Origin of the sequence: Bradyrhizobium sp. USDA 223 (assembly GCF_044909005.1) — a bacterium.
Taxonomy (GTDB): domain Bacteria; phylum Pseudomonadota; class Alphaproteobacteria; order Rhizobiales; family Xanthobacteraceae; genus Bradyrhizobium; species Bradyrhizobium yuanmingense.
Genome location: NZ_JBIYDR010000001.1, coordinates 2,940,211 through 2,967,046 on the forward strand (window position 1 = coordinate 2,940,211; position 26,836 = coordinate 2,967,046).

General features: G+C 64.8%; 25 protein-coding genes and 1 pseudogene. 17 read left to right on the forward strand and 9 right to left on the reverse strand.

The window, feature by feature from the left end:
• Positions 1 to 5 precede the first annotated feature (5 nt).
• Entirely contained in the window at positions 6 to 731 is a 726-nt protein-coding gene (locus ABIA40_RS13595) for a pyridoxamine 5'-phosphate oxidase family protein (protein ID WP_271546919.1), read from the reverse strand.
• A gap of 74 nt (positions 732 to 805) precedes the next feature.
• Between ABIA40_RS13595 and ABIA40_RS13600 the strand changes: the two genes are divergently transcribed.
• Together ABIA40_RS13600 and ABIA40_RS13605 are read left to right on the forward strand one after the other, a co-directional pair.
• Complete coding sequence (locus tag ABIA40_RS13600) at positions 806 to 2,272, forward strand: PLP-dependent aminotransferase family protein (RefSeq protein WP_271546921.1); 1,467 nt, start codon at positions 806 to 808, stop codon at positions 2,270 to 2,272.
• Positions 2,273 to 2,338: 66 nt separating this feature from the next.
• On the forward strand, positions 2,339 to 2,584 hold the full coding sequence (locus tag ABIA40_RS13605) for a DUF6719 family protein (protein ID WP_157284631.1): 246 nt from the start codon (positions 2,339 to 2,341) through the stop codon (positions 2,582 to 2,584).
• Between the two features lie 12 nt (positions 2,585 to 2,596).
• On the opposite strand, the gene ABIA40_RS13610 is transcribed toward ABIA40_RS13605, so the two are convergent.
• Positions 2,597 to 2,959, reverse strand: a complete 363-nt coding sequence (locus tag ABIA40_RS13610; RefSeq protein ID WP_157284630.1) for a hypothetical protein — start codon at positions 2,957 to 2,959, stop codon at positions 2,597 to 2,599.
• 33 nt (positions 2,960 to 2,992) lie between these two features.
• Positions 2,993 to 3,157, reverse strand: a complete 165-nt coding sequence (locus ABIA40_RS13615; RefSeq protein ID WP_271546926.1) for a hypothetical protein — start codon at positions 3,155 to 3,157, stop codon at positions 2,993 to 2,995.
• Between the two features lie 411 nt (positions 3,158 to 3,568).
• Here ABIA40_RS13615 and ABIA40_RS13620 point away from each other — a divergent pair, with 411 nt between their 5' ends.
• Entirely contained in the window at positions 3,569 to 3,781 is a 213-nt protein-coding gene (locus tag ABIA40_RS13620) for a hypothetical protein (RefSeq protein ID WP_271546928.1), read from the forward strand.
• A gap of 12 nt (positions 3,782 to 3,793) precedes the next feature.
• Here the strand turns inward: ABIA40_RS13620 and ABIA40_RS13625 are convergent, their stop codons facing one another.
• On the reverse strand, positions 3,794 to 4,264 hold the full coding sequence (locus tag ABIA40_RS13625) for a CreA family protein (RefSeq protein ID WP_404541501.1): 471 nt from the start codon (positions 4,262 to 4,264) through the stop codon (positions 3,794 to 3,796).
• A 287-nt stretch (positions 4,265 to 4,551) separates the two neighbouring features.
• Between ABIA40_RS13625 and ABIA40_RS13630 the strand changes: the two genes are divergently transcribed.
• From ABIA40_RS13630 to ABIA40_RS13650, 5 genes are all read left to right on the forward strand, one after another.
• On the forward strand, positions 4,552 to 6,075 hold the full coding sequence (locus ABIA40_RS13630; protein ID WP_404541503.1) for a L,D-transpeptidase family protein: 1,524 nt from the start codon (positions 4,552 to 4,554) through the stop codon (positions 6,073 to 6,075).
• Between the two features lie 89 nt (positions 6,076 to 6,164).
• Positions 6,165 to 6,734 carry a glutathione peroxidase gene (locus ABIA40_RS13635; RefSeq protein ID WP_157284626.1) on the forward strand — a complete coding sequence of 190 codons (570 nt, stop codon included), beginning with the start codon at positions 6,165 to 6,167 and terminating at the stop codon, positions 6,732 to 6,734.
• 166 nt (positions 6,735 to 6,900) lie between these two features.
• Complete coding sequence (locus tag ABIA40_RS13640; protein WP_404541507.1) at positions 6,901 to 7,923, forward strand: polysaccharide deacetylase family protein; 1,023 nt, start codon at positions 6,901 to 6,903, stop codon at positions 7,921 to 7,923.
• A 9-nt stretch (positions 7,924 to 7,932) separates the two neighbouring features.
• Positions 7,933 to 8,484 (forward strand): dihydrofolate reductase, encoded by a 552-nt coding sequence (locus ABIA40_RS13645; protein ID WP_404541509.1) that lies wholly within the window; start codon positions 7,933 to 7,935, stop codon positions 8,482 to 8,484.
• Positions 8,485 to 8,778: 294 nt separating this feature from the next.
• Positions 8,779 to 9,894 carry a helix-turn-helix domain-containing protein gene (locus tag ABIA40_RS13650; RefSeq protein WP_404541511.1) on the forward strand — a complete coding sequence of 372 codons (1,116 nt, stop codon included), beginning with the start codon at positions 8,779 to 8,781 and terminating at the stop codon, positions 9,892 to 9,894.
• 3 nt (positions 9,895 to 9,897) lie between these two features.
• Here the strand turns inward: ABIA40_RS13650 and ABIA40_RS13655 are convergent, their stop codons facing one another.
• A complete protein-coding gene (locus ABIA40_RS13655) occupies positions 9,898 to 10,350 on the reverse strand; it encodes a DoxX family membrane protein (protein ID WP_275516762.1) in 453 nt (150 codons plus the stop codon).
• Positions 10,351 to 10,620: 270 nt separating this feature from the next.
• Positions 10,621 to 12,930 (reverse strand): NADP-dependent malic enzyme, encoded by a 2,310-nt coding sequence (locus ABIA40_RS13660; RefSeq protein WP_404541514.1) that lies wholly within the window; start codon positions 12,928 to 12,930, stop codon positions 10,621 to 10,623.
• A 245-nt stretch (positions 12,931 to 13,175) separates the two neighbouring features.
• Here ABIA40_RS13660 and ABIA40_RS13665 point away from each other — a divergent pair, with 245 nt between their 5' ends.
• On the forward strand, positions 13,176 to 13,883 hold the full coding sequence (locus tag ABIA40_RS13665) for a hypothetical protein (protein WP_404541517.1): 708 nt from the start codon (positions 13,176 to 13,178) through the stop codon (positions 13,881 to 13,883).
• Positions 13,822 to 15,144 carry a hypothetical protein gene (locus tag ABIA40_RS13670; protein ID WP_404541519.1) on the forward strand — a complete coding sequence of 441 codons (1,323 nt, stop codon included), beginning with the start codon at positions 13,822 to 13,824 and terminating at the stop codon, positions 15,142 to 15,144. The genes ABIA40_RS13665 and ABIA40_RS13670 overlap by 62 nt, the downstream gene beginning before the upstream one ends.
• A gap of 44 nt (positions 15,145 to 15,188) precedes the next feature.
• On the opposite strand, the gene ABIA40_RS13675 is transcribed toward ABIA40_RS13670, so the two are convergent.
• The gene (locus ABIA40_RS13675; protein ID WP_275499355.1) at positions 15,189 to 15,344 is read right to left on the reverse strand and encodes a hypothetical protein; all 156 of its coding nucleotides are present in this window, start codon (positions 15,342 to 15,344) and stop codon (positions 15,189 to 15,191) included.
• 166 nt (positions 15,345 to 15,510) lie between these two features.
• Positions 15,511 to 17,283 carry an aspartate--tRNA ligase gene (gene aspS / locus ABIA40_RS13680; RefSeq protein ID WP_404541522.1) on the reverse strand — a complete coding sequence of 591 codons (1,773 nt, stop codon included), beginning with the start codon at positions 17,281 to 17,283 and terminating at the stop codon, positions 15,511 to 15,513.
• A gap of 197 nt (positions 17,284 to 17,480) precedes the next feature.
• On the opposite strand from aspS, the gene ABIA40_RS13685 reads away from it, so the two are divergent.
• The 5 genes and pseudogenes from ABIA40_RS13685 (at position 17,481) to ABIA40_RS13705 (ending at position 23,171) form a co-directional block, all read left to right on the forward strand.
• Positions 17,481 to 18,953, forward strand: a complete 1,473-nt coding sequence (locus ABIA40_RS13685) for a YdiU family protein (RefSeq protein ID WP_404541524.1) — start codon at positions 17,481 to 17,483, stop codon at positions 18,951 to 18,953.
• Positions 18,954 to 19,159: 206 nt separating this feature from the next.
• Positions 19,160 to 20,011 (forward strand): phosphodiesterase, encoded by an 852-nt coding sequence (locus ABIA40_RS13690; protein ID WP_271546948.1) that lies wholly within the window; start codon positions 19,160 to 19,162, stop codon positions 20,009 to 20,011.
• A 1-nt stretch (position 20,012) separates the two neighbouring features.
• Positions 20,013 to 20,962: pseudogene (locus ABIA40_RS13695) on the forward strand (carbohydrate ABC transporter permease).
• The gene (locus ABIA40_RS13700; protein WP_271546952.1) at positions 20,959 to 21,828 is read left to right on the forward strand and encodes a carbohydrate ABC transporter permease; all 870 of its coding nucleotides are present in this window, start codon (positions 20,959 to 20,961) and stop codon (positions 21,826 to 21,828) included. The pseudogene ABIA40_RS13695 and the gene ABIA40_RS13700 overlap by 4 nt, the downstream one beginning before the upstream one ends.
• Positions 21,829 to 21,839: 11 nt before the next feature.
• Positions 21,840 to 23,171, forward strand: a complete 1,332-nt coding sequence (locus ABIA40_RS13705; protein ID WP_271546954.1) for an ABC transporter substrate-binding protein — start codon at positions 21,840 to 21,842, stop codon at positions 23,169 to 23,171.
• A 155-nt stretch (positions 23,172 to 23,326) separates the two neighbouring features.
• Here the strand turns inward: ABIA40_RS13705 and ABIA40_RS13710 are convergent, their stop codons facing one another.
• Positions 23,327 to 24,316 carry a zinc-dependent alcohol dehydrogenase family protein gene (locus ABIA40_RS13710; RefSeq protein ID WP_404541526.1) on the reverse strand — a complete coding sequence of 330 codons (990 nt, stop codon included), beginning with the start codon at positions 24,314 to 24,316 and terminating at the stop codon, positions 23,327 to 23,329.
• 103 nt (positions 24,317 to 24,419) lie between these two features.
• Here ABIA40_RS13710 and ABIA40_RS13715 point away from each other — a divergent pair, with 103 nt between their 5' ends.
• Entirely contained in the window at positions 24,420 to 25,319 is a 900-nt protein-coding gene (locus ABIA40_RS13715) for a LysR family transcriptional regulator (protein WP_271546958.1), read from the forward strand.
• Positions 25,320 to 25,670: 351 nt separating this feature from the next.
• Positions 25,671 to 26,819 carry a ribonuclease D gene (gene rnd, locus ABIA40_RS13720; protein ID WP_036000537.1) on the forward strand — a complete coding sequence of 383 codons (1,149 nt, stop codon included), beginning with the start codon at positions 25,671 to 25,673 and terminating at the stop codon, positions 26,817 to 26,819.
• Positions 26,820 to 26,836 lie beyond the last annotated feature (17 nt).

The following is a 26,836-nucleotide window of genomic DNA, read 5'->3' on the forward strand; positions in this document are numbered from 1 at the left end:
CGATTTCAGCCGTTCGGGTACTCCAGAAAATATGCATCCCGCAATGCATCTTCGAGCAGCCGGCCTTCGGAATAGCCGTTCAGAGTCGCAGGCCGACTCACACCATCGAGCAGGCGTGGGCACGGTTCGGGGGCGCCGAGCACGGTGCGGACCGGAATGCGCTCCGCATAGATCGGCAGCGCATAGTCCTCGTCGTCGTCGGCGACGCCCTTGGCGCGGATCTTGGCCGAGGCTTCCTCGATTTCCATTGCGATGAAGGACGTCGCCTTGATTTCCTGCGTGGTGCTCTGTCGCAGGCCGGCGGTGCGATCCGGGAAGAAGCGATTGACCATCGCGATCACCGCCCGCTCCTTCTCATCAGGGTTGGTGACGAGATAGGCCGTGCCGAACGCCATCACGGCGCGGTAGTCGGCGGAATGGTTGAAGCCGCAGCGTGCCAGCACGAGGCTGTCGAGATGGGCGACCGTCAGGCAGACGCGCTCGCCCTTGCTCTGGTTGCGTAGCATGCGGCTGGCGCTCGATCCGTGCCAATACAGCCTGGTGCCCTCGCGCCAGAAGAAGGTCGGCGTGCAATAGGGCTGGCCGTCGATTGCGTAGGAGACGTGGCACAGCATCGAGGAATCCAGGATGCGGTGAACCGTGTCGTGATCATAGAAGCCGCGGTCGTGCCGGCGCTTCACCTGGTTGCGTGCCGATGTCGGATAGGAATTCGAGGTCTCGGTCTGGCTCACGGCCGCTCCTGCTCGGATGGAAGAAATCCGGAGCAGTTGTAGCGGCGCATTTGGTCTGCGATAGTTCCAATTCCATGCAAAAAATTCCGACCAATTCCTCCCGAACCAAGCCCGAGCTTCCGCTCGATCTCACCGGCCCTCACGTCACGGCCGGCGCTTCCGCCGCGCACCGGCTCTATCAGGCGCTCTGCGAGATGATCGTCTCCGGCCTGGTCAGGCCGGGCGAGCCGCTGCCGCCGTCGCGGACGCTGGCGAGGCAGACCGGCTTCCGCCGCAACGCCGTCGTCACCGCCTATGAGCGCCTGATCGCCGACGGCTTTGCCGACGCAACGGTCGGCTCCGGAACGTTCGTCGCGGCGCGTATCCCCCAGCGCGCGGCCGAGCCGAACAAGCCGAAGGTCGTTCTCGAAGCTCCAAAGCAAGGCGCGTTTGCGCTTGGCTGCACCCATATCGACGAACGCGCCGTGCAGCGCTTTCGCGCTTTCGTCGGCCGCCGCATGCGCGCATTCGGAACCGAGCACCTGCATTACGGCGACCCTCGCGGCAGCCGCGAGCTGCGCGTGGCGATCGCCGACCATCTGTTGTCGGCGCGGGGGCTGCGTTGCGATCCCGACCAGATCATGCTGACCTCGGGCACGCTGCACGCGCTGCGCATCGTGCTGAGCGCGATCCTGAAATCCAGCGACCAGGTCTGGTGCGAGGACCCGGGCTATCCCGCCGCGCGAAAAACCATCGCCCATTGCGGTTATCGCGCCGTGCCCGTCCCGGTGGACGAGCACGGGATGCGCGTCGCCAAAGGCCGCATCGCGGCGCCGTCCGCGCGCGCGGCCTACGTTACGCCGTCGCACCAGTTTCCGCTTGGCGTGCAGATGTCGATGCCGCGACGACTCGAGCTTCTGGACTGGGCCAAACAGGCCGGCGCATTCGTGCTCGAGGACGATTACGACAGCGAGTTCCGCTATGACGGCGCGCCGCTGATGTCACTCGCCGGCATCGATCGCCTCCAGCGCGTGATCTATCTCGGCACCTTTGCCAAGACGCTGTTTCCGGGCTTGCGCATCGGCTATTGCGCGCTGCCCGAACGCCTGATCGCGGACGTGACGACGGCGCGGGCGGCGCTCGACCGCTTTCCCGGCACGCTGATGGAGGGCGCGGTGGCGGACATGCTCAATTCCGGCGCCTTCGCGGCGAATCTGAAGCGCGTGCGGAAACTCTATCGCGAGGCGCGCGACGTGCTCGCCGAGAGGCTGGAAATCGCATCCGGTGGCGCGCTTTCGGTGCCGGTGCCCTCACAAGGCCTGCATCTTGTCGCCCGATTCGATCCTGCCGTCGATCCGGCGGTGGCGGCGCATGCCAAGCAAGCGGCCGACGCCGAAGGCTGGCTATTGGCCGACACCTATTCGCGCGGGCGTCCCCTGCCCGGCTTCGTGCTGGGATTTTCCGGACATCCCGTGCCGCAGCTCGTGGCCTCCGCCGAACGTCTCGCGAGGGAATCGCGCGCAGCCTTGGCCGCCAAGGGAAAACCGGCCCGCCGGGCCTGACGAAGCTTCACTATCAGAATCGCCCGCCGCTCCCTAAATTGCGGCATCGATCCGGGACCTCAAATCATGCTGCTGCGCCACACGACCTGCCTCTCGCTGCTGATCTCCATCGCACTTGTCTCGACGGCACGCGCTGCCACAGTCGGACGCGAGCAGGACATCGGCGATCTGAAGCTCGGCCAGCGCGTGCTCGTGGATGACGGAACCTGCCCCGCCGGTCAGCTCAGGGAAGTGCGCGGCGCGAAGATGACCGACAAAGGAGTCTCGCGCACGAGCTCCTGCGTGCCGCGGCACGGACCGAAAACGAAGTAAGGATCCGGGAAGCTACTTCGCCGGATCGAACATGCACTGCAGGGTCGGTTTGGCGATCTTCGTGAAGGTCGGGCCGATCTCGCTGTGCTTGGAGGCCGGTACCCAATCGGTCTCGATGGTGGGCACGCCGGTCTCGCTGATGCCGCGCAGCAGCGCTTCGCGCAGATCGCGATCCTCGACGGCCGCGGCGGCGTGATCGTGCAGGCAGCCGCAGACCGCTTCCGGATGCTGCCAGCGCCCGAGCATGCGCGGCGCACACTGGCGGACGAACTCGCCACGCGGATCGGGTAGCCTGGACGGTGAGCGGACCTGCGCATAAGCGGAGCTGATCGTCAGAAGGGACACGAACGCTGCGGCGCAGAGACGAAGCAACATGATTGGCTTTGCCTGCTGATTTGTTGTGTGCGGTCAGAAGCGCGCGGCAACCATGATCGGCTGAGCGGCCGGAACCGCAACGGGCGAGCCGCTGTACTGGAAAGTTCCGACTCCAGGAAGATTGCCGTCGGGCACGCCCGCCAATGAGGAGCCGGCGAGCACGAAACCGAAAGCCAGGATGAAGCTGAGCGCGCGCATGATCTGTGTCCCAATTCGGTGGCCGGCGGTGCGCCGTCGTCGTTATGAGCCTGATAACCATGGGCGGTTTCGCGCGTGATGCGCGAAACGCTGAAAATGGTTTCGTCTTCGTGAGAATTGTTTCGTTCTGGCCGCGGCGACGAAACAATTCTCGGAAAATGCCAATTATTTCAGACAGGTCTCGCGGCAGGCCATAATCGCCTGCCAAGTTCCGGCGCCGGCCCGGACATGCACCCGCCCAGGCGTCGTCACGCGGCCGCCGCGCGCGCTTCACATGCATTTTACGTTTTTCTGCTGAAAGGGCGGCAAAAGAAGGCTGGATCCTGTCGAACCGGAATTGGTTCAACAACGACCCAAGCCATCGAAACCGAGACGCCCGGATCATCGGGCGCATTCACGTGAGGGATGGCCATGATGGCGGGAAATCGCGCAACGCCGCGCGATGAAAATCCACCGACGGAGCGCGCAGATCAACCGATCATTCGCGGCAGCACCGGCGCAATGGCGCTGCAATCGAGCCGCGGCTTCGAGGCCGCGCCGCAGACATTCGTGCGGCTGACCGGGTCGCGCCTTGCGAGGCCGCGCGATCGCCACCGGGTGACCGCGAGCGCGTCGCAGGAGTGAACGCGGAGCGCCTCATTGCGTGAAGAACTCGCCGCACTTCTGGACGTTTGCGTCCGCCGGTCCCCACGGCATGATCGGCACGGTCGACGTCGAGTTCTTGGGCGAGCCTTCGATCAGCTTGTCTGAATAAACCATGTAGACCAGCACGTTGCGCTTGGCGTCGCAGCCGCGCACGATCTGCATCTTCTTGAAGAACAGCGACCGGCGCTGGCGGAACATGTCGTCGCCCTGCTCCATCTTGTGCTTGAACTTGACCGGACCGACCTGGCGGCAGGCCAGCGAGATATCCGAGACCTCCTCGGCAAGGCCGAGCCAGCCTTTGAAGCCGCCCTTCTCCGGCACCGTGAAATGACAGGCGACGCCTTCGACTTCGGGATCGTCGAGACCATAGGTCGCGAGCTTGTCGTTCGGGCTCATCCATTTGAACACGGTAGAGCGGCGGAAGATCAGATCAGGTTCGTCGGCCGCAGATGCCGACGCCATTGGCGCAGTCAGAGCCAGGAGGAATAAAAGCGAGACCTTTCAGATGGATGCTCGAAAGACCGGGGAAACGAGATGACATGAAGTTCTCCGCTAACAAGTCCCCGCAATGTAGGAACGCAAGCGGCGGTCAGGAAGGCGGCAGAGGAGCGGACCCGGCCGCCGTTTACCGCTCCGTGAGGCTTTTTTGCTACGCCTTGGACAAAAGTAGCTGATGGCAGAACCGCGCTGCTGGTGAACGCGTATCCCCTTTGCGAGACTAACGTCTGATTTGGATTATGGATTCGAAGATGAACAGCGTGAACGGGTGGGGTTCTTCTGCCAAGCCTGCACGGCTGTGGCAGGTCGTCATTTTGACGGCGGCGGGTGCGATCGGCGCGACCAGCGAGGCGAACGCAGCATTTTATTACTGGACGGACTATTCCGACCGGCCCTACTACGCCCGGCCGAACCGGCTTCCCGAAATACCGCGCCAGAAGCCGCAAAAGCGCGGCGCCGCAAGCAAGAAGGACGTCGTCGTCGAGAAGGAAGCCGGCACCAAGCCGCAAGGGCCGCTCGTCATTGTCGTCTCGATCGAGCGGCAGAAGGTGACGGTCTACGACAAAGCCGGTGTGTTCGCGGAATCACCGGTGTCGACGGGCATGAAGGGCCACTCGACGCCGATGGGCGTGTTCAGCATCATCCAGAAGCACAAATTCCACCGTTCCAACCTCTATAGCGGCGCGCCGATGCCGTACATGCAGCGGATCACCTGGTCCGGCGTCGCGATGCATGCTGGCGCGCTGCCGGGCTATCCGGCCTCGCATGGCTGCATCCGCATGCCCATGGCGTTCGCGATGAAGATGTGGAACTGGACCAGGATGGGCGCGCGCGTGATCGTGGCGCCGGGCCAGGTGTCGCCGCAAAGCTTCTCCCATCCCGCGCTTGCCTCGATGCGCGTGCCGCCGCAGCCCGTCGCCAGCCTCGCGCCGCAGACCAATGTCGCTGACAAGGCCGATAAAGGCACGACCGAAGCCAGCCCGGTCGAGACCAAGACGGCCAGCGCCGACAGCGTGGTCGAGCTGCGCACCTCGGTAGGCCACGCCGTGTTGTCGGACGTTACCACCGGCCAAGCGGCTGCGCGCGAGGAAGCCGCCGCGACGGCCGGCGAGGTCAAGACGGCCGAAGCGGCCAAGCCTGCGTCCGAAGACGCCGCCAAGCCGGCGAACGAGAACAAGCCCGCCGACAAAGTCGAGCCGGTCAAAACCGAAGCCGCGAAGGCACCCGATGCGCCGGCGCTCGCCACCGCACCCGATGCAAAGAAGGACGAGGGCCGCCTCACCGATCCTGCGCCGGCGGCAAAGCCGGACACACCCAAGCGGGCCGGCCAGATTGCCGTCTTCATCAGCCGCAAGGATTCCAAGCTCTATGTGCGGCAGAATTTTGCGCCGCTGTTCGAGGTGCCTGTCACGATCGCCGCGAGCGACCGGCCGCTCGGCACGCATGTCTTCACCGCCGAGCTCGACAAGGCCGATGCCAACACGCTGCGCTGGTCGGTGGTGTCGCTGCCCGTGTCCGCCCGTTCCGCGGCGCGCGAGGACGACAGCCGCGTGGCGCGCCGCCAGCGCGGTGCCGCCGTGATCCCCGTCGCCGCAAAACCGGTGGTGACGCCGGACAGCCCGGCCGAAGCCCTCAACCGCATCTCGGTCCCCACTGAGACCATGGCGAAGATCAACGAGATGCTGACGTCAGGCGGCTCGATCATCGTCTCCGACCAGGGCATCAACCAGGGCGAGACCGGCGAAGGCACCGACTTCATCGTCCGCCTGTACTAGCTCTCTCGCAGGACCGATAACGCGGTGTTGACGCGCGAGGCCGCAGTGGCGGAGTAATCTGCCCTCGGATCATCTCGGGGGACGCCGTCATGATGAATCGCAGAACCGTGCTGAGCGTCGCGCTTGTGGGCGCGTTCGCGCCTGTCACGCGCGCCCTCGCTGATGGCGCCATGAGCCGGATCTCGGCCTACGCCTTCTCCTTCCCCGCATTGTCAGGCGACGACATCCGCCTCGCCACGTTCACCGGCAAACCGCTGCTGGTGGTGAACACGGCCTCGCTCTGTGGCTACACGCCGCAATATGCCGGCCTGCAGGAGATCTGGAACGAATTTCGCGGGCGCGGGCTCACCGTGATCGGCGTGCCGTCCAACGATTTCGGTGGCCAGGAGCCCGGTGGCGGCAGCGAGATCACGCAGACCGCACACCACCAATATGGCGTTACCTTCCCGATCACAGCCAAGGCTGCGGTGGTCGGTGCGAGGGCGCATCCCTTCTACAAATGGGCCGCGGAAGCCCGACCGAAGGAAGTTCCGCGCTGGAACTTCCACAAATACCTGATCGGCCGCGACGGCTATATCGCCGAGGTATTTCCATCCGCCGTCGAGCCGGCCGACACGCGGATCAAGACCGCCATTGCAAGGGCCTTGTCCGACACTTGATCCAGGTGCACGCCATCCGGCTGGGCACAATTGCGGCGCGGCATCAAACAGCCGTTGCAATGGCGACGGCCCACCATCTAGGCTAGGATTGTTTTGGGCCGGACGGTTTTTGCCGCAGGCGAAAAGCCCCGGCGGAACAACGGGATCAATCTCGAGGGACATCACCATGCGCGTGGCGGCAGGACTGATTTTAGCAGGTGCGATGTCGGTGGCGCTGACCGGCGCCGCATGGTCGCAGACGCCGGCCGCGAAGCCCGCGGCCGCACCGCAAGCCGCGCCGGCGGCAACACCAGCGGCTGCAACGTCCCCTGCAGGTCCAGCGCCTGCAGCAGCGGCCGCGGCGCCGGCGGGCTTCGTCAATCCGCCCCCGCCGAAACAGCCGCCGCAGCCGGCCCGCGCGGCCTGCAACACACCGGGCGCGCTCGGCGTCGCCCGCACCGTCGAGATCGACACCACGGGCGGTCCCGGCTTCGGCTTCGAGCACTTCAAGGAGCTCGACTTCCTGCGTGACAAGGAGGTCGTGCTGACCTTCGACGACGGCCCCTGGCCGCGCAACACGCCCGCGGTGCTGAAGGCGCTCGCGGACGAATGCACCACCGGAATCTTCTTCATCATCGGCAAGCACGCGACGTACGAGCCGGAGGTCCTCAAGCAGGTCTACGCAGCCGGCCACACCGTTGGCGCCCACACCTGGTCGCACGCGAACCTCAACAACAAGAAGCTCAACGAAGCGCAACGCAAGGACGAGATCGAGAAAGGCTTTGCGGCGGTGAAGTGGGCGCTCGGCGGCATCTCGCCCGCGCCGTTCTTCCGCTTCCCGGCGCTGCAGCATCCGCCGGAGATGGTCACCTATCTCGGCAACCGCAATGTCGCGAGCTTCTCCTGCGACATCGACTCGTTCGACTTCAAGGCTTCCAAGCCCGAGAAGATCGTCGAGACCGTGATGAAGAAGCTCGACACCAAGGGCAAGGGCATCATCCTGATGCACGACTTTCAGAAGCACACCGCGGAGGCCCTGCCCGAGCTGCTTAAGCGGCTGAAGGCCGGCGGCTACAAGGTGGTAGCGATGCGCGCCAAGTTCCCGGCCTCGACGCTGCCGGAGTACGACCAGGAGCTGCTCAAGGATCTCAAGCTGCCGACGGTGAGCCAGCGCCCGGTCAATTCGGTGGTGACCACCGTTTCCGAATAGCCGTCGCAATTGTCTTTCCGTATCGAAGGCTACGTCATCGTCTCCGCGGACGGCATGCTCGCCGATCCGTCGCACATCATGCCTGAGACGTTGAAATTCGAAGGCGACAAGCGGTTCTTCGAGCAGGCGCTCGATCGCGCCGCGCTGATCGTGCACGGCCGCAACTCGCACGAGCAGCAGCCGAATTCGGCCAGGCGCAAGCGGCTGATCCTAACCCGCAAAATCAGGGACCTCACCGTCGATCCGGAGATGCCGAACGCGACGCTGTGGAATCCTGAGCATGCGAGCTTCGAGGAAGCCTGCGCCTTCGCCGACGTCGCATCCGGCATGGTCGCCGTCATCGGCGGACCGGTCGTGTTCGACCTGTTCATGGACCGCTACGACACGTTCTGGCTGTCGGAGGCTCCGCATGTGCGGCTGCCCGGCGGTGAAGGCTGCTTCGTCGGCGTACCCCAGCGGACGCCTCACGAGGTGCTGGCTGCCCACGGGATGAAGCCGGGTGCGCCCTACCTCCTCGACGCGGCGCATGAAGTGACCGTGACCCCGTGGCGGCGGGGGTAGCCTGCCGGCAGTGGCGCTTACGCCGGCTCCGACTCAAACTGGAAAACAACCCCATGCACAGTACCGGCAACATCATACCGTTAAGCATGTTGCTGGCGTGCCGTGCTAAAATTGGTCCCGCCGCCGGCCAGCGCAAAGCCGGCTAGCATATTTGCCGAGACCCGAAAATCGGCCCCGACGGCGGTCGTGGCGCTATAGCCAACGTCCGAGGCGCGGCGTCAATACGAGCGGGCGGCTGCGACACACCGCATCAATAGACTGAGACAAAAGAGCAAAAACTAACCCACGGCCAGAATGAGCGACGACTGCACGACGACTAGTCCGACGGACGCTTCCGGATTGAATGACGATGTCGCCCCTATATCGTCCCTGCTGCCGGCATTCGGCTTTAGCGCCGATCAGATGGAGACGGAGGCGAACATCGCAGCGTGGCGGGAAGCCGTCGCCACGCTGTTCGAGGTGGACGAGCTCGCCGCCGGCGAACCGGGCCCGTTTCGCGCCGACCTCAGCTCCTACGCCATGGGACCGGTGCTGATCGGGCTGAGCCGTGCCAGCGGCCAGCGCTTCCGCCGGACGGCCGAAACGATCGCGCGCAGCGGCGTCGACCACATCATCCTGCAGCTCTATCTGAAGGGCGGCTATGACGGCGTTGCCGGCACACGGCCGATGCGCGTGCGCGCCGGCGACATCTGCCTGTTCGATCTCGCCCAGACGCTGGAGACCAAGGCCACGGCGTTCGAGAATGTCACGCTGGTCGTGCCGCGGCCGATGTTCGCCGCCCATCTCTTGCGGGTCGATGATTTGCATGGCCTGGTCCTGCCGGGCAGCAGCGTGATCGCACGATTGCTGGCCGGGCATCTCACCGCCCTGTTCGAATTTGCGCCGCGCATGAGCCTCGACGAATGCCAATCGGTAGTCGAGGGCACGGTGTCGCTGCTGGCCGCGTGCCTTCGCAATGAAATCGAACGTGGCGAGGCCGATGCCGACCATAGCGTCGCGGCAAGCCCGTCCTTGATGCGGATCCGCCAATACATCGAGGCTGGCCTTGCCAGCGAGGATCTGTCGGCCAATTCGATCGCCGCCCATTTCGGCCTGTACCGGGCCTCGCTGTACCGGCTGTTCGCGCCGGTCGGCGGCATCGCCGACTACATCCGCAGCCGCCGGCTGCACCGCGCCTTCTTCGACCTCGCCAATTCGGGCGCGCGGGGCCCCCGGATCAGCGAGGTGGCACGGCGCTGGCAGCTCGGCACCGACGCGCACTTCACGCGCTCGTTCAAGGCCGCCTACGGCATCACGCCCCGCGCCGCACGGGAGGCCGCCCTGCTCGGCCGACAGCGCGGCAGCGATGGAGCGAGCAGCGCGACGATTTCCCGCTGGATGCGCGAGATCGCGCCGCCGAGAGCGGAGTGACCGCTAGACGTCGCCGTAGGCCGCCTCGGCCGGGCGCGTGGTGCGGCCATAGCCGATGATCATGCAGAGCGCGCCGATGATCGAGAGGTTCTTGAGCGCGTCGACCAGCATCTTGGCGTTGTCGGGCGCCGCCATGTTCCAGAAATCGTAGAACAGGACGGTCGCGACGGCGACGTAGACGATCAGCAGCATCGCGAAGAAACGCGCGCCGAAATTCAGCGCGATCATCAGCCCTGCAATGATCTCGAGCCCGCCGATCGCGATCGCCAAGAGCTGCGGCGTGGTCATGGCGGTCGCCGTCTCGACCTGCTGGGCATAAGGCGCGACGACATCGGGCACCACGAGCTTGGTTGCGATGACGTCGGCGGTGGCCTGCATGGCAAAGAGCTTGGTCGCGCCCGTGTAGATGAACAGCACGGCGAACAGGATTCGCCCGAAAGTCACGAACGCTGGCATGATCGGCCTCTTGGCAAGCTCAAAGCGCGGAACGCTTGAAGTGGATTATGGAGAGTCGTGCGCCGGTTTACAAACGGGGAAATGGCGAACTGATAGGAATTCAAAGTTGGCGCTCCCTAGCGGAATCGAACCAGCTGGGATGAGCTGAGTACTACTCTCTCGGCGTCATGGCCGGGCTTGACCCGGCCATCCACGAGCTGTCCCACCGCACAAAGAACGTGGATGCCCGGGACAAGCCCGGGCATGACGACTTCGTGGGACGTTGAGGCCTTACGTAAACAACGTCGGCTGCTGCCGCGAGGCGCGCTCCTGCGCTTCCACCACGGCGACTGCGGTCATGTTGAGGATGCCGCGTGCCGTCACCGAGGGGGTGAGGATGTGCGCCGGGCGCGCCGGGCCGACCAGGATCGGGCCGACGGGCAGCGCGTCCGCCAGCGACTTGATCATCTGATAGGCGACGTTGGCGGTATCCAGGGTCGGCATGATCAGGATGTTGGCCTCGCCCTCCAGCTTGGAATGCGGCAGCACCATCCGTCGCGCAGCTGCGGAGAGTGCGGTGTCGCCCTGCATTTCGCCGTCGGCCTCGATCTCCGGATGCTTGTCCTTCAGAAGCTGGGTCGCCAGCCGCATCTTGCGTGAGGAATCGGTGTCGTAGCTGCCGAAATCCGAATGCGAGACGAAGGCGATCTTCGGCTTGATGTTGAAGCGCTGGACGTGGACCGCGGCGAGCGATGCGATCTCGGCAAGCTCCTCCGCGCTCGGATTGGGGCGAACCTGCGTGTCGGCGATGAAGAAGGCGCCCTTGCTGGTGATCAATAGCGCCAGCGCCGCATAGTCGCTGATTCCAGGCGAGAAGCCGATGATCTCGCGGACATGACGCAGATGGCTCATGTAGCGGCCCTCGACGCCGCAGAGCATGGCGTCCGCTTCCCCGCGCGTGACCGCGAGCGCGGCGATCACCGTATTGTTGGTGCGCACCACGGTGCGGGCTGCATCCGGCGTCACGCCGCGGCGACCGGCGACCTCGACATAGGACTGCACGTAGGAGCGGTAGCGCGGATCGTCCTCGGGATTGACGAGGTCGAAATCCTTGCCGGCGCGGATCGAGAGGCCGAAGCGCTTGATGCGCGCCTCCACGACCGACGGACGGCCGACCAGGATCGGCCGAGCCAGCTTTTCCTCCAGCACGACTTGCGTGGCGCGCAGCACGCGCTCGTCCTCGCCTTCGGCATAGATCACGCGCACCGGCTGGGTCTTGGCCTTGGCGAACATCGGCTTCATGACGAGGCCGGAGCGGAAGGCGAAGCGCTCGAGCAGCGCGGTGTATTCGTCGAAATTGGTGATGGGGCGCGTTGCGACGCCCGATTCCATCGCCGCCTTCGCCACGGCCGGCGCGATGCGCAAGATCAACCTGGGATCAAAGGGGCTCGGGATCAGCGAGCCCGGACCGAAGCCCTGCGTCTCGCCGGTGTCGAAACCCTGCGCGACGGCATCCGACGGCGCCTCGCGCGCGAGCTGCGCGATGGCCTCGACGGCGGCCTGCTTCATCTCCTCGTTGATCGCGGTGGCGCCGACGTCGAGCGCCCCACGGAAGATGAAGGGAAAACAGAGGACGTTGTTGACCTGGTTCGGGTAGTCGGAACGGCCGGTGCAGATCATGGCGTCGGGGCGCGCCTTGCGCGCCTCTTCCGGCATGATTTCCGGCACCGGATTGGCGAGCGCCATGATCAGGGGCTTGTCGCCCATCGCCTTGGCCATCTCCGGCTTGAGCACGCCGGGTGCCGAGAGTCCGATGAAGATGTCGGCGCCGCCGATGACGTCGGCGAGCGTGCGCTTGTCGGTCTTCTGCGCATAGACCGCCTTCCAGCGGTCCATCGAGGTGTTGCGGCCCTCGTGCACGAGGCCGTCGATGTCGCAGACCCAGATGTTCTTGCGCTGCGCGCCCATCGAGACCAGGAGATTGAGTGTCGCAATCGCCGCGGCCCCTGCCCCCGACGCGACGATCTTGACCTCGGGCAGCTTCTTGCCGTTCAGCCTCAGACCATTGGTGATGGCGGCGGCGACGATGATCGCAGTGCCGTGCTGGTCGTCGTGGAAGACCGGAATCTTCATGCGCTCCTTCAAGCGCGCTTCGATCTCGAAGCATTCCGGTCCGCGGATGTCCTCCAGATTGATGCCGCCGAAGGTCGGCTCCAGCGCGGCCACGGTCTCGACCACGCGGTCGATGGTGTCGGCGGCGATCTCGATGTCGAACACGTCGATGCCGGCGAATTTCTTGAACAGGACCGCCTTGCCTTCCATCACCGGCTTGGAGGCCAGCGGACCGATATTGCCTAGGCCGAGCACCGCGGTGCCGTTGGAGACCACGGCAACCAGGTTGGCGCGCGTGGTCAGCGTAGCGGCCTCGGCCGGGTTCTTGGCGATCTCGGTACAGGCCGCGGCAACGCCCGGCGAATAGGCCAGCGCGAGATCGCGCTGGTTGGCAAGCGGCTTGCTTGCCTGGATCTCGAGCTTTCCGGGGCGCGGCAGACGATGGTAGGCGAGCGCCGCCTGGTGGAGATCATCAGAATAGGACGACATGCGGTGTCTCGCTTCGCGTTACCGGCCCCAAAATGCATGATCCGGAGCGACGGCCCGAGCGGACCGTATTTCCGGGTCATGGAAACCGGATGAAGCACGGCCGAAGCCCCGGTGGCAACATCGGATTGCGGCCCCGTCAACAGGGCGCGCCGTCAAATATCTGAAACCATAGCTTTCTCTGGACTGCGCCACGTTTCACGAATATGGCAGGTTGCGCGGTGCAAAACGAGCAACTGGAGCTGGGAATGAAGCGAATCCTGATCGGCCTGATCGTGGCTGCCGTGCTCGCTGCGGGGGGATGGTTCGGCTTCAATCTGTATGTCCAGCACCGGGCGACCAGCGAGGTCGAGGCGGTGTTCGCCCAGCTGCGCGCAGGCGGCGGCAAGGCGAGCCATGGCAAGATCGGGTTCGAGGTCGCGACTCGGACGCTGACGATCGAGGACATCGCAGTCGAGCCCCGCGACCAGCCGCAGGGGCACGTCAAGATCGGCGCCTTCAAGAGCACGGGCGTCCGCCAGATCGGCGATATGCGCTTTGCCGCCGACGGCATCGACATTTCGGGTGTCGAGATTGCGTTGGACGAAGTCGGCCCCGGCAAGCTCAAAGTGGCCTACAAGATCCCGCAGGTGACGCTGCGCGACTATGCGGGTCCCTTCCGCGTTCAAAACGCGCCGGCATCGAGCTCCCTCAGCGAAATGTACCGGTTCGGGCTCGACCAGTTCGCGAGCGTGACGGCAACGTCCGTGATGATGCCGTCCATCAACATCAGCTTCGACGCCGGCAGCAACATCGGGGGCGGTGAAGTGGTCTATTCCGGCCTCGCGCTACAAAACCTCGGCCGCGGCAAGGTCGATGCAATGAGAGACGGACCGCGCCACCTTCGCGATCAACGTGACGCAGCCGGGAAAGACGGACAAGCTGACGGGCGAGATCTCCGGCATCATTGTCAATGATTTCGACTCAACCCCGTTCCTCGCCGCGCTCGATCCACAGACGAGCCGTGACGACAGCTACCGCCGGGTCTACCGGCAAATCTCGAGCGGCCCTTATGTGCTCAAGTCCACGCTAGGTCTGCGGATGGATGTCGACGGCTTCGCGATGGAAAACATCGACGTGCAGCCGTCGAAGCTCCATTTGTTCGAGATGTTTAACATGCCGCAGGATAAATGGGCCGCGCCAACTTCGGCGCAAACACGCGAGCGGATGGAGAAGGTCGCTGGCTTCTACGACGGCATTCGCATCGGCAAAGCCGAAATCGGCAAGACCTCGATTGGCACACCGCAGGGAACAGGAAAGATCAATGCGATCCGCTACCGGCAGGGCGAATTCGCGATCGAGGGTGTCGATGCTCCCTCGCCGCAGGGTCAGTTCAAGATGGAGCGCTTCGCGCTCAAATCCTTCAGCATGCCGAACTTCATGCGCTGGGCCTCTGGTCTCAGCAATCCCGGACAGCCGCCCTCACCCGATCAGATGCTGGGCCTGTTCCGTGTGCTCGAAGGCGCCGAGATCAAGGGCGTGGTGGCGCCCCACAACACTGCGCGGCAGCCCATCACCGTCGACACGATCAGCCTGAACTGGGGCCAGCTGGTGGGATCGATCCCGAGCAAGGCAAATCTGGTCGTGAAGATGGTCACGCCGACCGATCCCACCAATCCGGCGCTGCAGCCGCTGATCGTGGCAGGCGTGGACAAGCTCGCGATCGATCTCGACCTCGGCGCGGCCTGGACCGAATCGTCGGGCGCATTCGCCCTCACACCCGCCACGCTCGATCTCGGCAACCTCGCCAGGGCGCAGCTGAGCGTGGCCCTTGCCAAGGTGCCGCGCGACCTCTTCACCACGATGGACCGGTTGGAGGCCATGGATCAATTGGCGCAGGTCGAGACCGGCGTAATCGAGCTGTCCTTGCGCGACCGCGGCGTGGTCGATCTGGTCGTGGCCCAGTTCGCGCGCATGCAGAATGTCAGCCGCGATGCGGCGCGCAGCGCCATCGTCGCGATGATCCGGGCCCAGGGCGAGAAGATCGCGGCCTCCAATCTCGATGCCAAGGTCGCGGTCGATGCACTCGCCGGCTTCGTCGAGACCTCAGGGCAAACGCTGAGCATCAGGCTGACACCGCTCGGCAAGCTGCCGGTGCTTCAGCTGATGGATGTCCTCGATCAGGAACCGATCATCGCGCTGGCGCAGTTCAGAATCGAGGCTTCGACGGGGCTGTAGTTCGATCTCCCGGATGCAGCTCGGGAGGGCTTCAACTCGTGTCGTCAGTGAAGTCCCGTCGGTCCGGGGCGACCGGGCATGCAGTCTTTCATCGTTCCTCCCTTCAGGAGGCGGCAATCCCAGTAAAATTCGACCATCATGCCGGCGATAAGCAGCGCAATCACTGCCAAGACTAGGGTGGCGACGCGACTGTTGCTCATTGAGCTCTCCGTCCGCGAGGCGACCTTAGATCGATGTCACGATTAACGTCAACTTGAACACGACGAAGACGAAAAGGGCAAGTTCACCGGAATTCTTGGGCCCCGGCTCAGCAGCGCGTCACTCGCGTGCTGCGCTGCGTCCGGGGCACGAGACCGACCGCCACACTTACTTCTGCGGCAGGTTCACCCGGATGTGCAGCTCGCGGAGCTGCTTCGTGGTGGCTTCCGACGGGGCGCCCATCAGCAGGTCCATGGCCTGCTGATTCATCGGGAACAGCGAGATCTCGCGCAAATTCGTGGTGCCACAGAGCAGCATCACGATGCGGTCGACGCCCGCGGCCATACCGCCATGCGGCGGGGCGCCGTACTGGAAGGCGCGGTACATGCCGCCGAAGCGCTCGACCACTTCCTGCTCGCCGTAACCTGCGATCTCGAACGCCTTCACCATCGCTTCCGGCACGTGGTTGCGGATGCCGCCCGAGGCGATCTCGTAGCCGTTGCAGGTGATGTCGTACTGAAACGCCTTGATGGTCAGCGGATCCTGCGACTTCAGCGCATCGAGCCCGCCTTGCGGCATCGAGAACGGGTTGTGCGAGAAGTCGACCTTCTTGTCGTCCTCATTGTACTCGTACATCGGGAAGTCGACGATCCAGGCGAGCTCGAACCGTTCCTTGTCGGTGAGATTCAATTCCTCGCCGACCTTGTTGCGGGCAAGACCTGAGAACTTCCAGAACTTGTCGGGATCACCGGCGACGAAGAAGGCGGCATCGCCTTCCTTGACGCCCAGCTGCGCGCGGATCGCGGCAGTGCGCTCAGGCCCGATGTTGTTCGCGAGGGGACCTGCGCCCTCGCCGCCCTCGCGCCACATGATGTAGCCGAGGCCGGGCTGGCCCTCGCCTTGCGCCCACGAGTTCATGCGGTCGCAGAAAGCGCGGCTGCCGCCGCCAGGCGCCGGGATCGCCCAGACCTGGTTCTTGGGATCTTCGAGCATGCGCGCGAACACCTTGAAGCCGCTCCCGCGGAAATGCTCGGAGACGTCCTGCATCTCGATGGGGTTGCGCAGGTCCGGCTTGTCGCTGCCGTACTTGCGCAACGCCTCGGCGAACGGAATCCGGCGCCAGCCTTTCGTCACGGGCTTGCCCTTGGCAAATTCCTCGAACACGCCGGTGATGACGGGCTCCATCGCCGCGAAGACGTCTTCCTGAGTCACAAAGCTCATCTCGACGTCGAGCTGGTAGAACTCGCCGGGCAGACGGTCGGCGCGCGGGTCCTCGTCGCGGAAGCAGGGCGCGATCTGGAAGTAGCGGTCGAAGCCGCTCATCATCAGCAGCTGCTTATACTGCTGCGGCGCCTGCGGCAGCGCGTAGAATTTTCCCGGATGGATGCGCGACGGGACGAGGAAGTCGCGCGCGCCTTCCGGCGAGGACGCGGTCAGGATCGGCGTGTTGAACTCGAAGAAGCCCTGCCCCTCCATGCGCCGGCGCATCGACTTGATGATCTCGACGCGCGTCATGATGTTCTGGTGCAGTTTTTCGCGACGCAGGTCCAAGAAGCGATATTTGAGCCTAATGTCCTCGGGATATTCCTGGTCGCCGAACACCGGCAGCGGCAGGTCGCCGGCAGGGCCCAGCACCTCGATCTCGCTGATGTAGACCTCGACCTTGCCGGTCGGCAGGTCGTCATTGTCGGTGCCATCGGGGCGGCGGCGGACCTTGCCGTCCATCTTGACCACGAATTCCGAGCGCAGCTTTTCGGCCAGCGAGAACGCCGCCGAGTCCGGATCGACCACGCACTGGGTCAGGCCGTAATGGTCGCGCAGGTCGATGAACAGCACGCCGCCATGGTCGCGGACGCGATGGACCCAGCCGGAGAGGCGGATGGTCTCGCCGATGTTGCTCTCGCGGAGCGCGCCGCATGTGTGTGACCGGTAGCGATGCATGGTCGTCCCAAAATCAATGTCTGAAGGAAGCGAATCGAACGGCCCGTGATGGCCGGTCCGAAGTTGCGGCAGGGTTTACCCGACGAGGACCAAGGCGGCAACCAAGGGAACGCCCTGTTTTGGACCCGAAGGGCCCATTTTTGGCTTATCACAGACCGAGCCTTTGCCATCAGGCGTTCCAGTCCTATCTTGAGCCCATGACGGTCCATTTCCCCTTCCAGAACTCCTATTCGGCGCTGCCGGACAACTTCTTCGCCCGCGTCGCGCCGACCCCGGTGGCCGCCCCTCGGCTGATCAAGCTGAACCGGCCGCTGGCGGTCCAGCTCGGGCTCGATCCTGATCTGCTGGAGACCCCCGAAGGCGCCGAGATCCTGGCCGGCAAGACGGTTCCCGACGGAGCGGATCCGATCGCCATGGCCTATGCCGGGCACCAGTTCGGGCATTTCGTGCCGCAGCTCGGCGATGGCCGCGCCATCCTGCTCGGCGAGGTCATCGACAAAGACGGCGTCCGCCGCGACATCCAGCTCAAGGGCTCGGGCCCCACCCCGTTCTCCCGCCGCGGCGACGGCCGCGCCGCGCTTGGGCCAATCCTGCGCGAATACATTGTCAGCGAGGCCATGCATGCGCTGGGCATTCCCACCACACGCTCGCTCGCCGCGGTCGTTACCGGCGAGCACGTCATCCGCGAGACCGCGCTGCCCGGCGCGGTGCTGACCCGCGTCGCCTCCAGCCACATCCGCGTCGGCACCTTCCAGTTCTTCGCCGTCCGCCGCGACACCGAGGCGATCCGCCGGCTCGCCGATCACGTCATCACGCGCCATTATCCGGACCTGCTCCACGCCGAGCGGCCGTATCACGACCTGCTCGCCGCCGTGGTCGCGCGCCAGGCCGAGCTGATCGCGCGCTGGCTGCTGGTCGGCTTCATTCACGGCGTGATGAACACCGACAACAGCTCGATCTCGGGCGAGACCATCGACTACGGCCCGTGCGCCTTCATGGATTCCTACAATCCTGCCCAGGTGTTCTCCTCGATCGACGAGATGGGCCGCTACGCCTATGCCAACCAGCCGCGCATCGGGTTGTGGAATCTGACGCGCCTTGCCGAATGCCTGCTGCCGCTGTTCTCGGACGAGCAGGAGAAGGCGGTGGCCGAGGCGCAGGATATTCTCGGCGCCTTCTCGGACCAGTTCAGCGCCGCCTATCAGACCGGCCTGCGGCGGAAGGTCGGCCTGTTCACGGAGCGAGACGGCGACGATGCGCTGATCCAGGACCTGCTCGATGCCATGGCCAAGAACCAGGCCGACTTCACCCTCACCTTCCGCAAGCTGGGCGACGCCGCGGCCGATGACGGCGGCGACGTGCGCGCGCAATTCATGGAGGCCGCAGCGTTCGACGAATGGGCCGGCCGCTGGCGCGCACGCCTCGCGCTGGAGCCGCAAGGCCCCGCCGAGCGACAGGCCGCCATGCACGCGGTCAACCCGCTCTTCATCCCGCGCAACCACCGCGTCGAGGCCGTGATCCAGGCCGCGGTGAACGACGACAATTACGCGCCGTTCGAGGAAATGGTGAAGGTGCTGGCGAGGCCGTTCGAGGACCAACCGGAATACGCCGCGTACGCCGACCCGCCGCTGCCGGATCAGCGCGTGCTGCAGACGTTCTGTGGGACGTGAGGCGGGCTCCACCGCGCACCACCATCTCTAATTGATCAACTGCATGGATTGCGCTTTGCGCGGTCCATTCCCGTCCCGCACGCCCTGTGGACACGTCCCGCCCGCGGGAACCGCTGTCATCAAACTGAAACACACGCGCTCTAACCGCCTGTCAGGGTCGTCTTGCCGGAGACGTCCATCCTCCAACGGTCCCGACAAAGCGCGCCATGCCCTTCAAATTCATCCACATCACCGACACGCATCTCGCGAACCCCGGCGCGATGCTCTACGGCCTCGATCCGCGCGCCCGGCTGGACGCGGCGATCGCCGACATCAACAAGCATCAGTTCGACGCTGCGTTCGCGGTCGTGACCGGCGACCTCACCCATTGGGGCGAGGCTGAATCCTACGCCAACTTCGCCGAGGCGATGGCGGCGCTGAAAATTCCGTACATCGCGATGGTCGGCAATCACGACAAGCGCGTCACCTGCCTCGACGCGCTGAAGGCGGCGCCGCGCGATGCCAACGGCTTCGTGCAGGGCACGCGCACCACCGAGCACGGCGTGTTCGTCTTCCTCGACACGCTGGACGAGACCAGCCATGCCGGCGAGATGTGCGCAAGGCGCCTCGGCTGGCTGGCGAGCACGCTCGCGGCCGCTCCCGACGACCAGGAATTCGTCGTGTTCATGCACCATCCGCCCTTTCCGGTCGGCGTCCACGCCATGGACGAGATCGCGCTCAAGCAGAGCGCCGAATTCGCGGAAGTCATCGCGCCCTATCGCGCACGCATCCGCCACCTCTTCTTCGGTCATGTGCACCGGCCGATCTTCGGCAGCTACGGCAAGATCCCGTTCTCGACGCTGCGCGGGACCAACCACCAGGTCTGGTTCGAACTCGACGTCGCGGCCAGCGAGCATCTCGCCAGCCACGAGCCGCCGGCCTATGGCGTCGTGCTGATCGACGACCAGAACGTCGTCGTGCACAGCCACGATTTCCTCGACCAAAGTCTGCGCTTCCCCTTCGAGCCGCCGGCAGGAGTGGACGGCCGCGACTACGCGCTCAATTTCCGGGCGCGATGAGATGAGCCTCGCTGAACCCGCGGCTCTCCCGGTCGCGACGTCGGCGGCACCGCGTCTACACGTCCTGAAACGGTTCACGAGCCGCTTCAAGGCCTCGCTGCCGGCCTATCTGCTGCTCCTGCCCTCGCTGGTCTTCCTCGCGCTGTTCACCTATGGCGCGATGGGGCGCGTGCTGATCGATGCGCTCTATCAGCGTGCGACGCCGAAGGCGCCGGTGCGTTTCGTCGGCTTTGAGAACATCAGCGCGGTGCTCGCCGACCCCGCCTTCGCAGGCGCCGTCTTCAACAATCTGATCTATGCCTTCGGCACGGCGGTGCCGAGCATTGCGCTTGCGCTGTTGTTCGCGCTGGCGCTGTCGCGCACCCATGCGGTGAACAGCGCGCTGCGTGCCGCGCTGTTCCTGCCGGTGCTGATTCCGATGGTCGCGGCATCCGCGCTGTTCCTGTTCATCTTCCTGCCGAATGTCGGCCTGCTCGACTATTACATCGGCCGGCTGCTGCCGGTGCTGCCGAACTGGCTCGGCGATCCCGACATCGCGCTCTATGCGATCATGGTCATCACGATCTGGAAGAATGCCGGCTATTACATGCTGTTCTTCCTCGCCGGCCTCCAGGCCGTGCCCGAGGACGTGATGGAGGCCGCGCATCTCGACGGCGCCGGCCCGTATCGGCGGCTGCGCCACATCATCCTGCCGGAGCTGAAGCCGACCTTCCTGTTCGTCACGTCATCGCCACGCTGAATGCGGTGACGCAGGTCGACCACGTCTTCGTCATGACCCAGGGCGGGCCGTCGAATGCGACCAACCTCGTGCTGTTCTACATCTACCAGCAGGCGGTCGAGCATTACGACATCGGCAAGGCCTCGGCCGCGACGCTGCTGACGCTGGCCGCACTGATGGCCCTCACCGCACTGTCCTTCCGCACTATGGCGAACCGCGAGGGCGGGCCATGAAGCTGTTTGATACGCTGTGGAAGGACGCCCCGCTCGCCACCCGCGGCGAGATCACGCCCAAGCTTGGTTTTGCGCTGACCGTGCTGCTCGCGGTCGTCTGGCTGATCCCCTTCCTGTGGATGGTCGTCGCGACGCTGCGCCCCGCGTCCGACGGCATCAACGCCATGGCCGAGCTGATGCCGAGCCTCAAGCCGACGCTCGACAACGTCAGGGATGCCTGGGAGATCGGTGACTTCCCGCGCTACACGCTCAATACCACCATCATCTGCACCGGCATCCTCTTGGTGCAGTTCGTCACGATCACGCTGGCCGGCTTTGCCTTCGCGCGTCTGGATTTCGCCGGCAAGACGCCGATCTTCTACCTGTTCCTGATGCAGCTGATGCTGGTGCCGGTGCTGCTGATCGTGCCGAACCTGTCGCTGGTGGCGCAGCTCGGTCTCTATGACACGCTCACCGGCGTGATGATGCCGTTCTTCGCCTCCGCCTTCGGCACCTTCCTGATGCGTCAGGCGTTCGAAGCCATTCCGACCGAGCTGGAGGACGCCGCCCTGATCGACGGCGCCGGTCTGTTCCAGCGCATCCGCCACATCTACGTGCCGCTGTCTATGCCGAGCTTCTCGGCCTTCGCCATCATCTCTGTGACCAGCCACTGGAACGACTTCCTGTGGCCGCTGATGGTGATCAATTCGCCGGACAAGCGCCCGCTCACGATCGGCCTCTCCGTTTTCACCAAGACCGCCGAAGGCACGCAGGCCTGGGGCACGATCGCCGCGGGTACGCTCATGGTGATCGCGCCTCTGCTCGTCGCTTTCCTGATCTTCCAGAAACGCTTCATCAGCTCTTTCGTCACCTCAGGCATCAAATAGGAGATTTTCCGATGCTGTTCTCCCGCAGGCTCATGCTCGGCCTTGCCATGGTAGGCACCATGGCAGGCGCCCTCGCCGTCCCGGCCAAGGCCGAAGGTCCGACCGAGGTCGACCTGTTCTTCCCCGTCCCCGTCGACGGCAAGCTCGCCCGCGACATGGGCACCCTGATCAAGGAGTTCAACGAGACTCATCCCAACGTCAAGGCGACTGCCGTCTACACCGGCTCCTATGACGACACGCTGATCAAGACGCGCGCAGCGATCAAGGCCGGCAAGCCGCCGGCCGCCGTGATCATGTCGGCGAACTTCCTGCTCGACATGCAGATCGAGAACGAGCTCACCAATCTCGATGCGCTGATCAAGGCCGACGGCACCACCAAGGAGCAGTTCCTCGGCCAGTTCTTCCCGGCGCTGCACGGCAATGCCGTGATCAACCGCTCGGTCTACGGCGTGCCGTTCCACAACTCGACGCCGCTGCTCTACATCAACGCCGACAAGGCCAAGGAAGCGGGCCTTGATCCGAGCAAGCCGCCGCAGACCTGGGCCGAGGTCACCGACTGGGCCAAGAAGCTGACCAAGCGCGAGGGCGACAAGGTGACCCAATGGGGCATCGCGATCCCCTGCGCCTACGACTATTGCGGCTGGATGATGGAAACGCTCACCATGAGCAATGGCGGCCGCTACTACAACGAGGAGTTCGGCGGCGAGGTCTATTACGACACGCCCTCGATGCTGGGTGCACTGACCTGGTGGAACGACCTCATCTACAAGCACAAGGTCCACACGCCCGGCGCTACGCCCGGCCCTGCCGTGAGCACCTCCTTCATCTCGGGCAATGCCGCGATGATGATGCTGTCGACGGGCTCGCTCACCTACGTGCGCGACAACGCCAAGTTCGCCTACAAGGTCGCCTTCATCCCGCGCAACGTCCGCAACGCGGTGCCGATCGGCGGCGCTTCGCTGATCATGCCGGCCGGGTTAGAGGCCGACAAGCAGAAGGCCGCCTGGACGCTGATCAAGTGGATGACTTCGCCGGAGAAGAGCGGCTGGTGGAGCCGCGCCACCGGCTATTTCGCGCCGAACATGGCCGCGTACAAGACGCCGGAGATGGTCGAATTCCTGGGCAAGAACCCGGACGCCAAGACCGCCGTCGAGCAGCTCGACGTCGCAAAGCCGTGGTTTGCGACCTACAAGACCGTGCCGGTGCGCAAGAACCTCGAGGACGAGGTGATGCTGGTCCTCAACGGCAAGAAGCAGCCGAAGGAAGCCCTCGCCGCCGCCCAGAAGGCCGCCGACGAGACGCTGAAGCCGTACAATGCGGAGACGTCGCTCAAGCTGCCGTAAGGAGCTGTACGATTTCGAACCGAATACGCATCTCGTAGGGTGGGCAAAGGCGCATAGCGCCGTGCCCACCGTCTACCTCTCAACTCTGTTGATCGATGGTGGGCACGCTTCGCTTTGCCCCACCCTACGAAGCACCGCTCACGAAAGACACTTCATCAGATCGTCACCACGATCTTACCGAACTGATCGTTCGATTCCAGGAAGCGATGCGCTTCGACGATGTCCTCGAAGCGGAACGTCCTGGCGATGACCGGCTGCAACGTGCGATCCGACAGCCCGTCGAGAATGAACGCCTTGGCCTGCGCAAGGCGCGCCGGATCGCGGATGATCTCGTGCACGAGGTAGCCGCGCAACACCAGGCTCTTCGTCAACACGTTGAAGAGCGGAAACGGCGTCGGCTCAGGACTCAATCCACCGTATTCGATCAGGATCCCGCCCGGCGACATGGCCGCGGTCAGCGGCTCGAACGCGGCACCACCGACGGCGTCGAAGACGACGCGGACCCCGTTAGATCCGGCGATCGCCTCCAGCCGCGCCCGAATGTCGTCTTCGTCCGAGGCGACGACATGGGCCGCGCCGGCATCGCGCAAGGCCCGAAGCTTGGCCGAGGTCCGCGTCAGCGCGACCGCCGTCGCGCCGACCCGGTTCGCAATCTGAATCGCCGCAATCCCGACGCTGCTGGATGCAGCGGTGATGGCGACGATGTCCCCTCGACCAAGTCGGGCGATGTCGACCAAAGCGCCGTAGGCCGTCAGATACTGCATCCAAACGGCCGCCGCCTTCTTGAAGCCGAGCTCCGGCGGATGTTTCACGACGAGTTCGGCCGGAAACGTCGCGAGCTCGGCATGGGCCGGCCATCGCACCATCGACAGCGGCGGCACGATGCTCACGATATCGCCCGGCACAAAGCTCGTCACATCGTGCCCGACCGCTTCGACGATGCCGGCCGCCTCGAGACCCAGCCCCGATGGAAATGTCGCGCGCTCGATATAGGTCCCCCTTCGCAACAAGGCCTCGGCGCGATTGAGGCCGAGTGCCTTGACCCGGATCTGCACCTCGCCCGTCGCCGGCGGCGGAACATCGATGGTTTCGATGCGCAGCACGTCGGGACCGCCATGGTGATGAAAGCGAACGGCGCGGGCCATGGATGCACTCCAAAACAGTTGAACTGAATAGAGCTATGCCGATCCGTGCGAAGAGGATAAATCGCCGAAACAAGCCAACAGTCGAAACCAGGAGTTATCAATCATGGACCGCCTGACCAGCATGGCCGTGTTCGTCAGGGCCGTCGATCTCGGCTCGTTCGCGGCTGCGGCCGATGCCCTGGAGATGTCGGGGCCGATGGTCGGCAAGCACGTCCGTTCCCTCGAAGAGCGCCTCGGGGCACGGCTCCTCAACCGCACCACGCGGCGCCAGAGCCTGACCGACGCCGGCCAAGCCTACTACGAACGCTGCCGCGCGGTGCTGAGCGAGGCCGAAGCCGCAGATAGCGTCGTTGCCGACCAGTTGTCGGAGCCGCGCGGCAGGCTGCGCGTCACCATGCCGGCCCTGCTGGGACGGCACTGCATTGCGCCGTTGCTGATCAAGCTCGCGCGGAAATATCCGCATCTCGAACTCGACCTCTCGTTCGGCGATCCGATTGCCGACATCGTCGAGGCCGGCTACGATCTGGCAATCCGAACCGGCGATCTCGACGACCAGTCCGGCCTGATCGCACGGCGCATCGCAAGCCAGCGCATGGTGGTATGTGGCGCGCGGTCGTATTTGCGCACGAGCGGCAGGCCGAAATCGCTCGACGACCTCGCCGCCCATCAAGCGATCATCTATCGCGGCTCAGGGCGTGTCCGGCCCTGGCTCTTTCCGCAGGACGGCGGGCCTCAGCGCGAGATCATGCCATCGGGCCGGCTCCGACTCGACGACCTGGAGGCGATTGCCGATGCCGCGGCACAAGGCATGGGTCTCGCCTGGCTACCCTATTGGCTGGTCCGCGAACGCCTCGACACGGGTGCGCTGGTCAATCTCTTCAGCAATCAGCCCCAATTCCTCTACGAGTGCCACGCTCTCTGGCCGCGCTCACCCCGGCTGCCGCCGAAGGTGCGCGCTGCCGTGGACATCCTCGCGACCGGCTTGCCGAAGCTGATGACGTGACCATGGCTGCGCCCAATTAACTCCTCGTCCACCATCCGCCCCGGCCCGCCGCCGGTAACCATCGCAATTAACAGACCCTCAACGCACCCCCGACAAATCTATCAATGTTTCTGGAGATTTCGCCGTGGATCTGTTGGTTTTCGAGTTCCTGGGATTGGCCTTGGTCGCCATGTGCGTGATCGTGGTGGCGCTGCCCTGCGCCCGCAAATCCTCGGACCGGATCCGTTACGAATAGGAATTTCGTCGGAAAGAGACGATTCCGGCCCGATGCAAGGCTCGAATTCGCTTAGAGCCCCTTGACATCACAGCACTTTCGGCGGAACGGCTGATACCAAGTGTCATGGGCCGTTCATGGATTTAATTACCACCACCGCTGACCTCGCGGCTGCCTGCAGCCGGCTGGCCAAGCACCCCGTCATAACAGTCGATACCGAATTCCTGCGCGAGACCACTTACTACCCGCTGCTGTGCGTGGTGCAGATGGCCAGCGCCGAGGAAGCCGTGGTCATCGACACCCTGGCCGAGGGGATCGATCTCAAGCCGTTCTTCGAGCTGATGGGCAACGAGGGCGTGCTCAAGGTGTTTCACGCCGCCCGCCAGGACATTGAGATCATCTGGCACCAGGCGGGCATCATCCCGCACCCGGTGTTCGACACCCAGGTGGCTGCGATGGTGCTCGGTTACGGCGACAGCATCGCCTATGACGCGCTGGTCGAGAAGGTCACCGGCCACCGCCCGGACAAGACCCACCGCTTCACCGACTGGTCGCGCCGGCCGCTAACCAAGGAGCAGATGCATTACGCGGTCTCCGACGTCACCCATCTGCGCGACGTGTTCGCCGCGCTCGACGCCGACCTGAAGAAGCGCCGCCGCAGCGAATGGGTCTCCATCGAGATGGAGGTCCTGACCTCGCCCCGCACCTATGACTTCCATCCCGAGCGCGCCTGGGAGCGGCTGAAGACGCGGGTCCGCAAGCCCAAGGACCTCGCGGTGCTGATGGAGGTCGCGGCCTGGCGCGAACAGGAGGCGCAGAGCCGCGACGTGCCGCGCGGCCGCGTGCTGCGCGACGAAGCCGTCACCGACATCGCGACCCACGCGCCGACCACGCTGGAGAAGCTCGCCCATCTGCGCTCGGTGCCGAAGGGGTTCGAGAAATCCAAATGGGGCGCGGACATCATCGCAGCGGTCGAGCGCGGGCTGGCGCGGGACTTCTCGAAGCTGCCCAAGCTGGAGAAACCGCGCAACAATTCCAACGGCGCCGCCATCGTCGAGCTGTTGAAGGTGCTGTTGCGGATGACCGCCGAGCGCCACGCAGTCGCAAGCAAGGTGATCGCGACCGTCGACGATCTCGAAGAGATCGCGGCGGACGATGAGGCCGACGTGCCCGCCTTGCGCGGTTGGCGCCGCGAGCTGTTCGGCGACGCCGCGCTGAAGCTCAAGCGCGGCGAGCTCGCGCTCGCGATCGAGAAAGGCCGCGTGATCGGGGTGCAGCGGGCGTAGGGGCACGCTGTCGCGCC

Bases quoted from the DNA above. Each gene is read 5' to 3' on its own strand.
- ABIA40_RS13700 (WP_271546952.1), top strand. From the start codon at position 20,959: ATGAAGCTGTTTGATACGCTGTGGAAGGACGCCCCGCTCGCCACCCGC.
- ABIA40_RS13620 (WP_271546928.1), top strand. From the start codon at position 3,569: ATGATGGCGGGAAATCGCGCAACGCCGCGCGATGAAAATCCACCGACG.
- ABIA40_RS13675 (WP_275499355.1), bottom strand. From the start codon at position 15,344: ATGAGCAACAGTCGCGTCGCCACCCTAGTCTTGGCAGTGATTGCGCTG.
- ABIA40_RS13605 (WP_157284631.1), top strand. From the start codon at position 2,339: ATGCTGCTGCGCCACACGACCTGCCTCTCGCTGCTGATCTCCATCGCA.
- ABIA40_RS13635 (WP_157284626.1), top strand. From the start codon at position 6,165: ATGATGAATCGCAGAACCGTGCTGAGCGTCGCGCTTGTGGGCGCGTTC.
- ABIA40_RS13640 (WP_404541507.1), top strand. From the start codon at position 6,901: ATGCGCGTGGCGGCAGGACTGATTTTAGCAGGTGCGATGTCGGTGGCG.
- aspS (WP_404541522.1), bottom strand. From the start codon at position 17,283: ATGCATCGCTACCGGTCACACACATGCGGCGCGCTCCGCGAGAGCAAC.
- ABIA40_RS13650 (WP_404541511.1), top strand. From the start codon at position 8,779: ATGAGCGACGACTGCACGACGACTAGTCCGACGGACGCTTCCGGATTG.
- ABIA40_RS13610 (WP_157284630.1), bottom strand. From the start codon at position 2,959: ATGTTGCTTCGTCTCTGCGCCGCAGCGTTCGTGTCCCTTCTGACGATC.
- ABIA40_RS13660 (WP_404541514.1), bottom strand. From the start codon at position 12,930: ATGTCGTCCTATTCTGATGATCTCCACCAGGCGGCGCTCGCCTACCAT.
- ABIA40_RS13615 (WP_271546926.1), bottom strand. From the start codon at position 3,157: ATGCGCGCGCTCAGCTTCATCCTGGCTTTCGGTTTCGTGCTCGCCGGC.
- ABIA40_RS13715 (WP_271546958.1), top strand. From the start codon at position 24,420: ATGGACCGCCTGACCAGCATGGCCGTGTTCGTCAGGGCCGTCGATCTC.
- ABIA40_RS13630 (WP_404541503.1), top strand. From the start codon at position 4,552: ATGAACAGCGTGAACGGGTGGGGTTCTTCTGCCAAGCCTGCACGGCTG.
- ABIA40_RS13685 (WP_404541524.1), top strand. From the start codon at position 17,481: ATGACGGTCCATTTCCCCTTCCAGAACTCCTATTCGGCGCTGCCGGAC.
- ABIA40_RS13655 (WP_275516762.1), bottom strand. From the start codon at position 10,350: ATGCCAGCGTTCGTGACTTTCGGGCGAATCCTGTTCGCCGTGCTGTTC.
- ABIA40_RS13690 (WP_271546948.1), top strand. From the start codon at position 19,160: ATGCCCTTCAAATTCATCCACATCACCGACACGCATCTCGCGAACCCC.
- ABIA40_RS13600 (WP_271546921.1), top strand. From the start codon at position 806: ATGCAAAAAATTCCGACCAATTCCTCCCGAACCAAGCCCGAGCTTCCG.
- rnd (WP_036000537.1), top strand. From the start codon at position 25,671: ATGGATTTAATTACCACCACCGCTGACCTCGCGGCTGCCTGCAGCCGG.
- ABIA40_RS13625 (WP_404541501.1), bottom strand. From the start codon at position 4,264: ATGGCGTCGGCATCTGCGGCCGACGAACCTGATCTGATCTTCCGCCGC.
- ABIA40_RS13710 (WP_404541526.1), bottom strand. From the start codon at position 24,316: ATGGCCCGCGCCGTTCGCTTTCATCACCATGGCGGTCCCGACGTGCTG.
- ABIA40_RS13705 (WP_271546954.1), top strand. From the start codon at position 21,840: ATGCTGTTCTCCCGCAGGCTCATGCTCGGCCTTGCCATGGTAGGCACC.
- ABIA40_RS13665 (WP_404541517.1), top strand. From the start codon at position 13,176: ATGAAGCGAATCCTGATCGGCCTGATCGTGGCTGCCGTGCTCGCTGCG.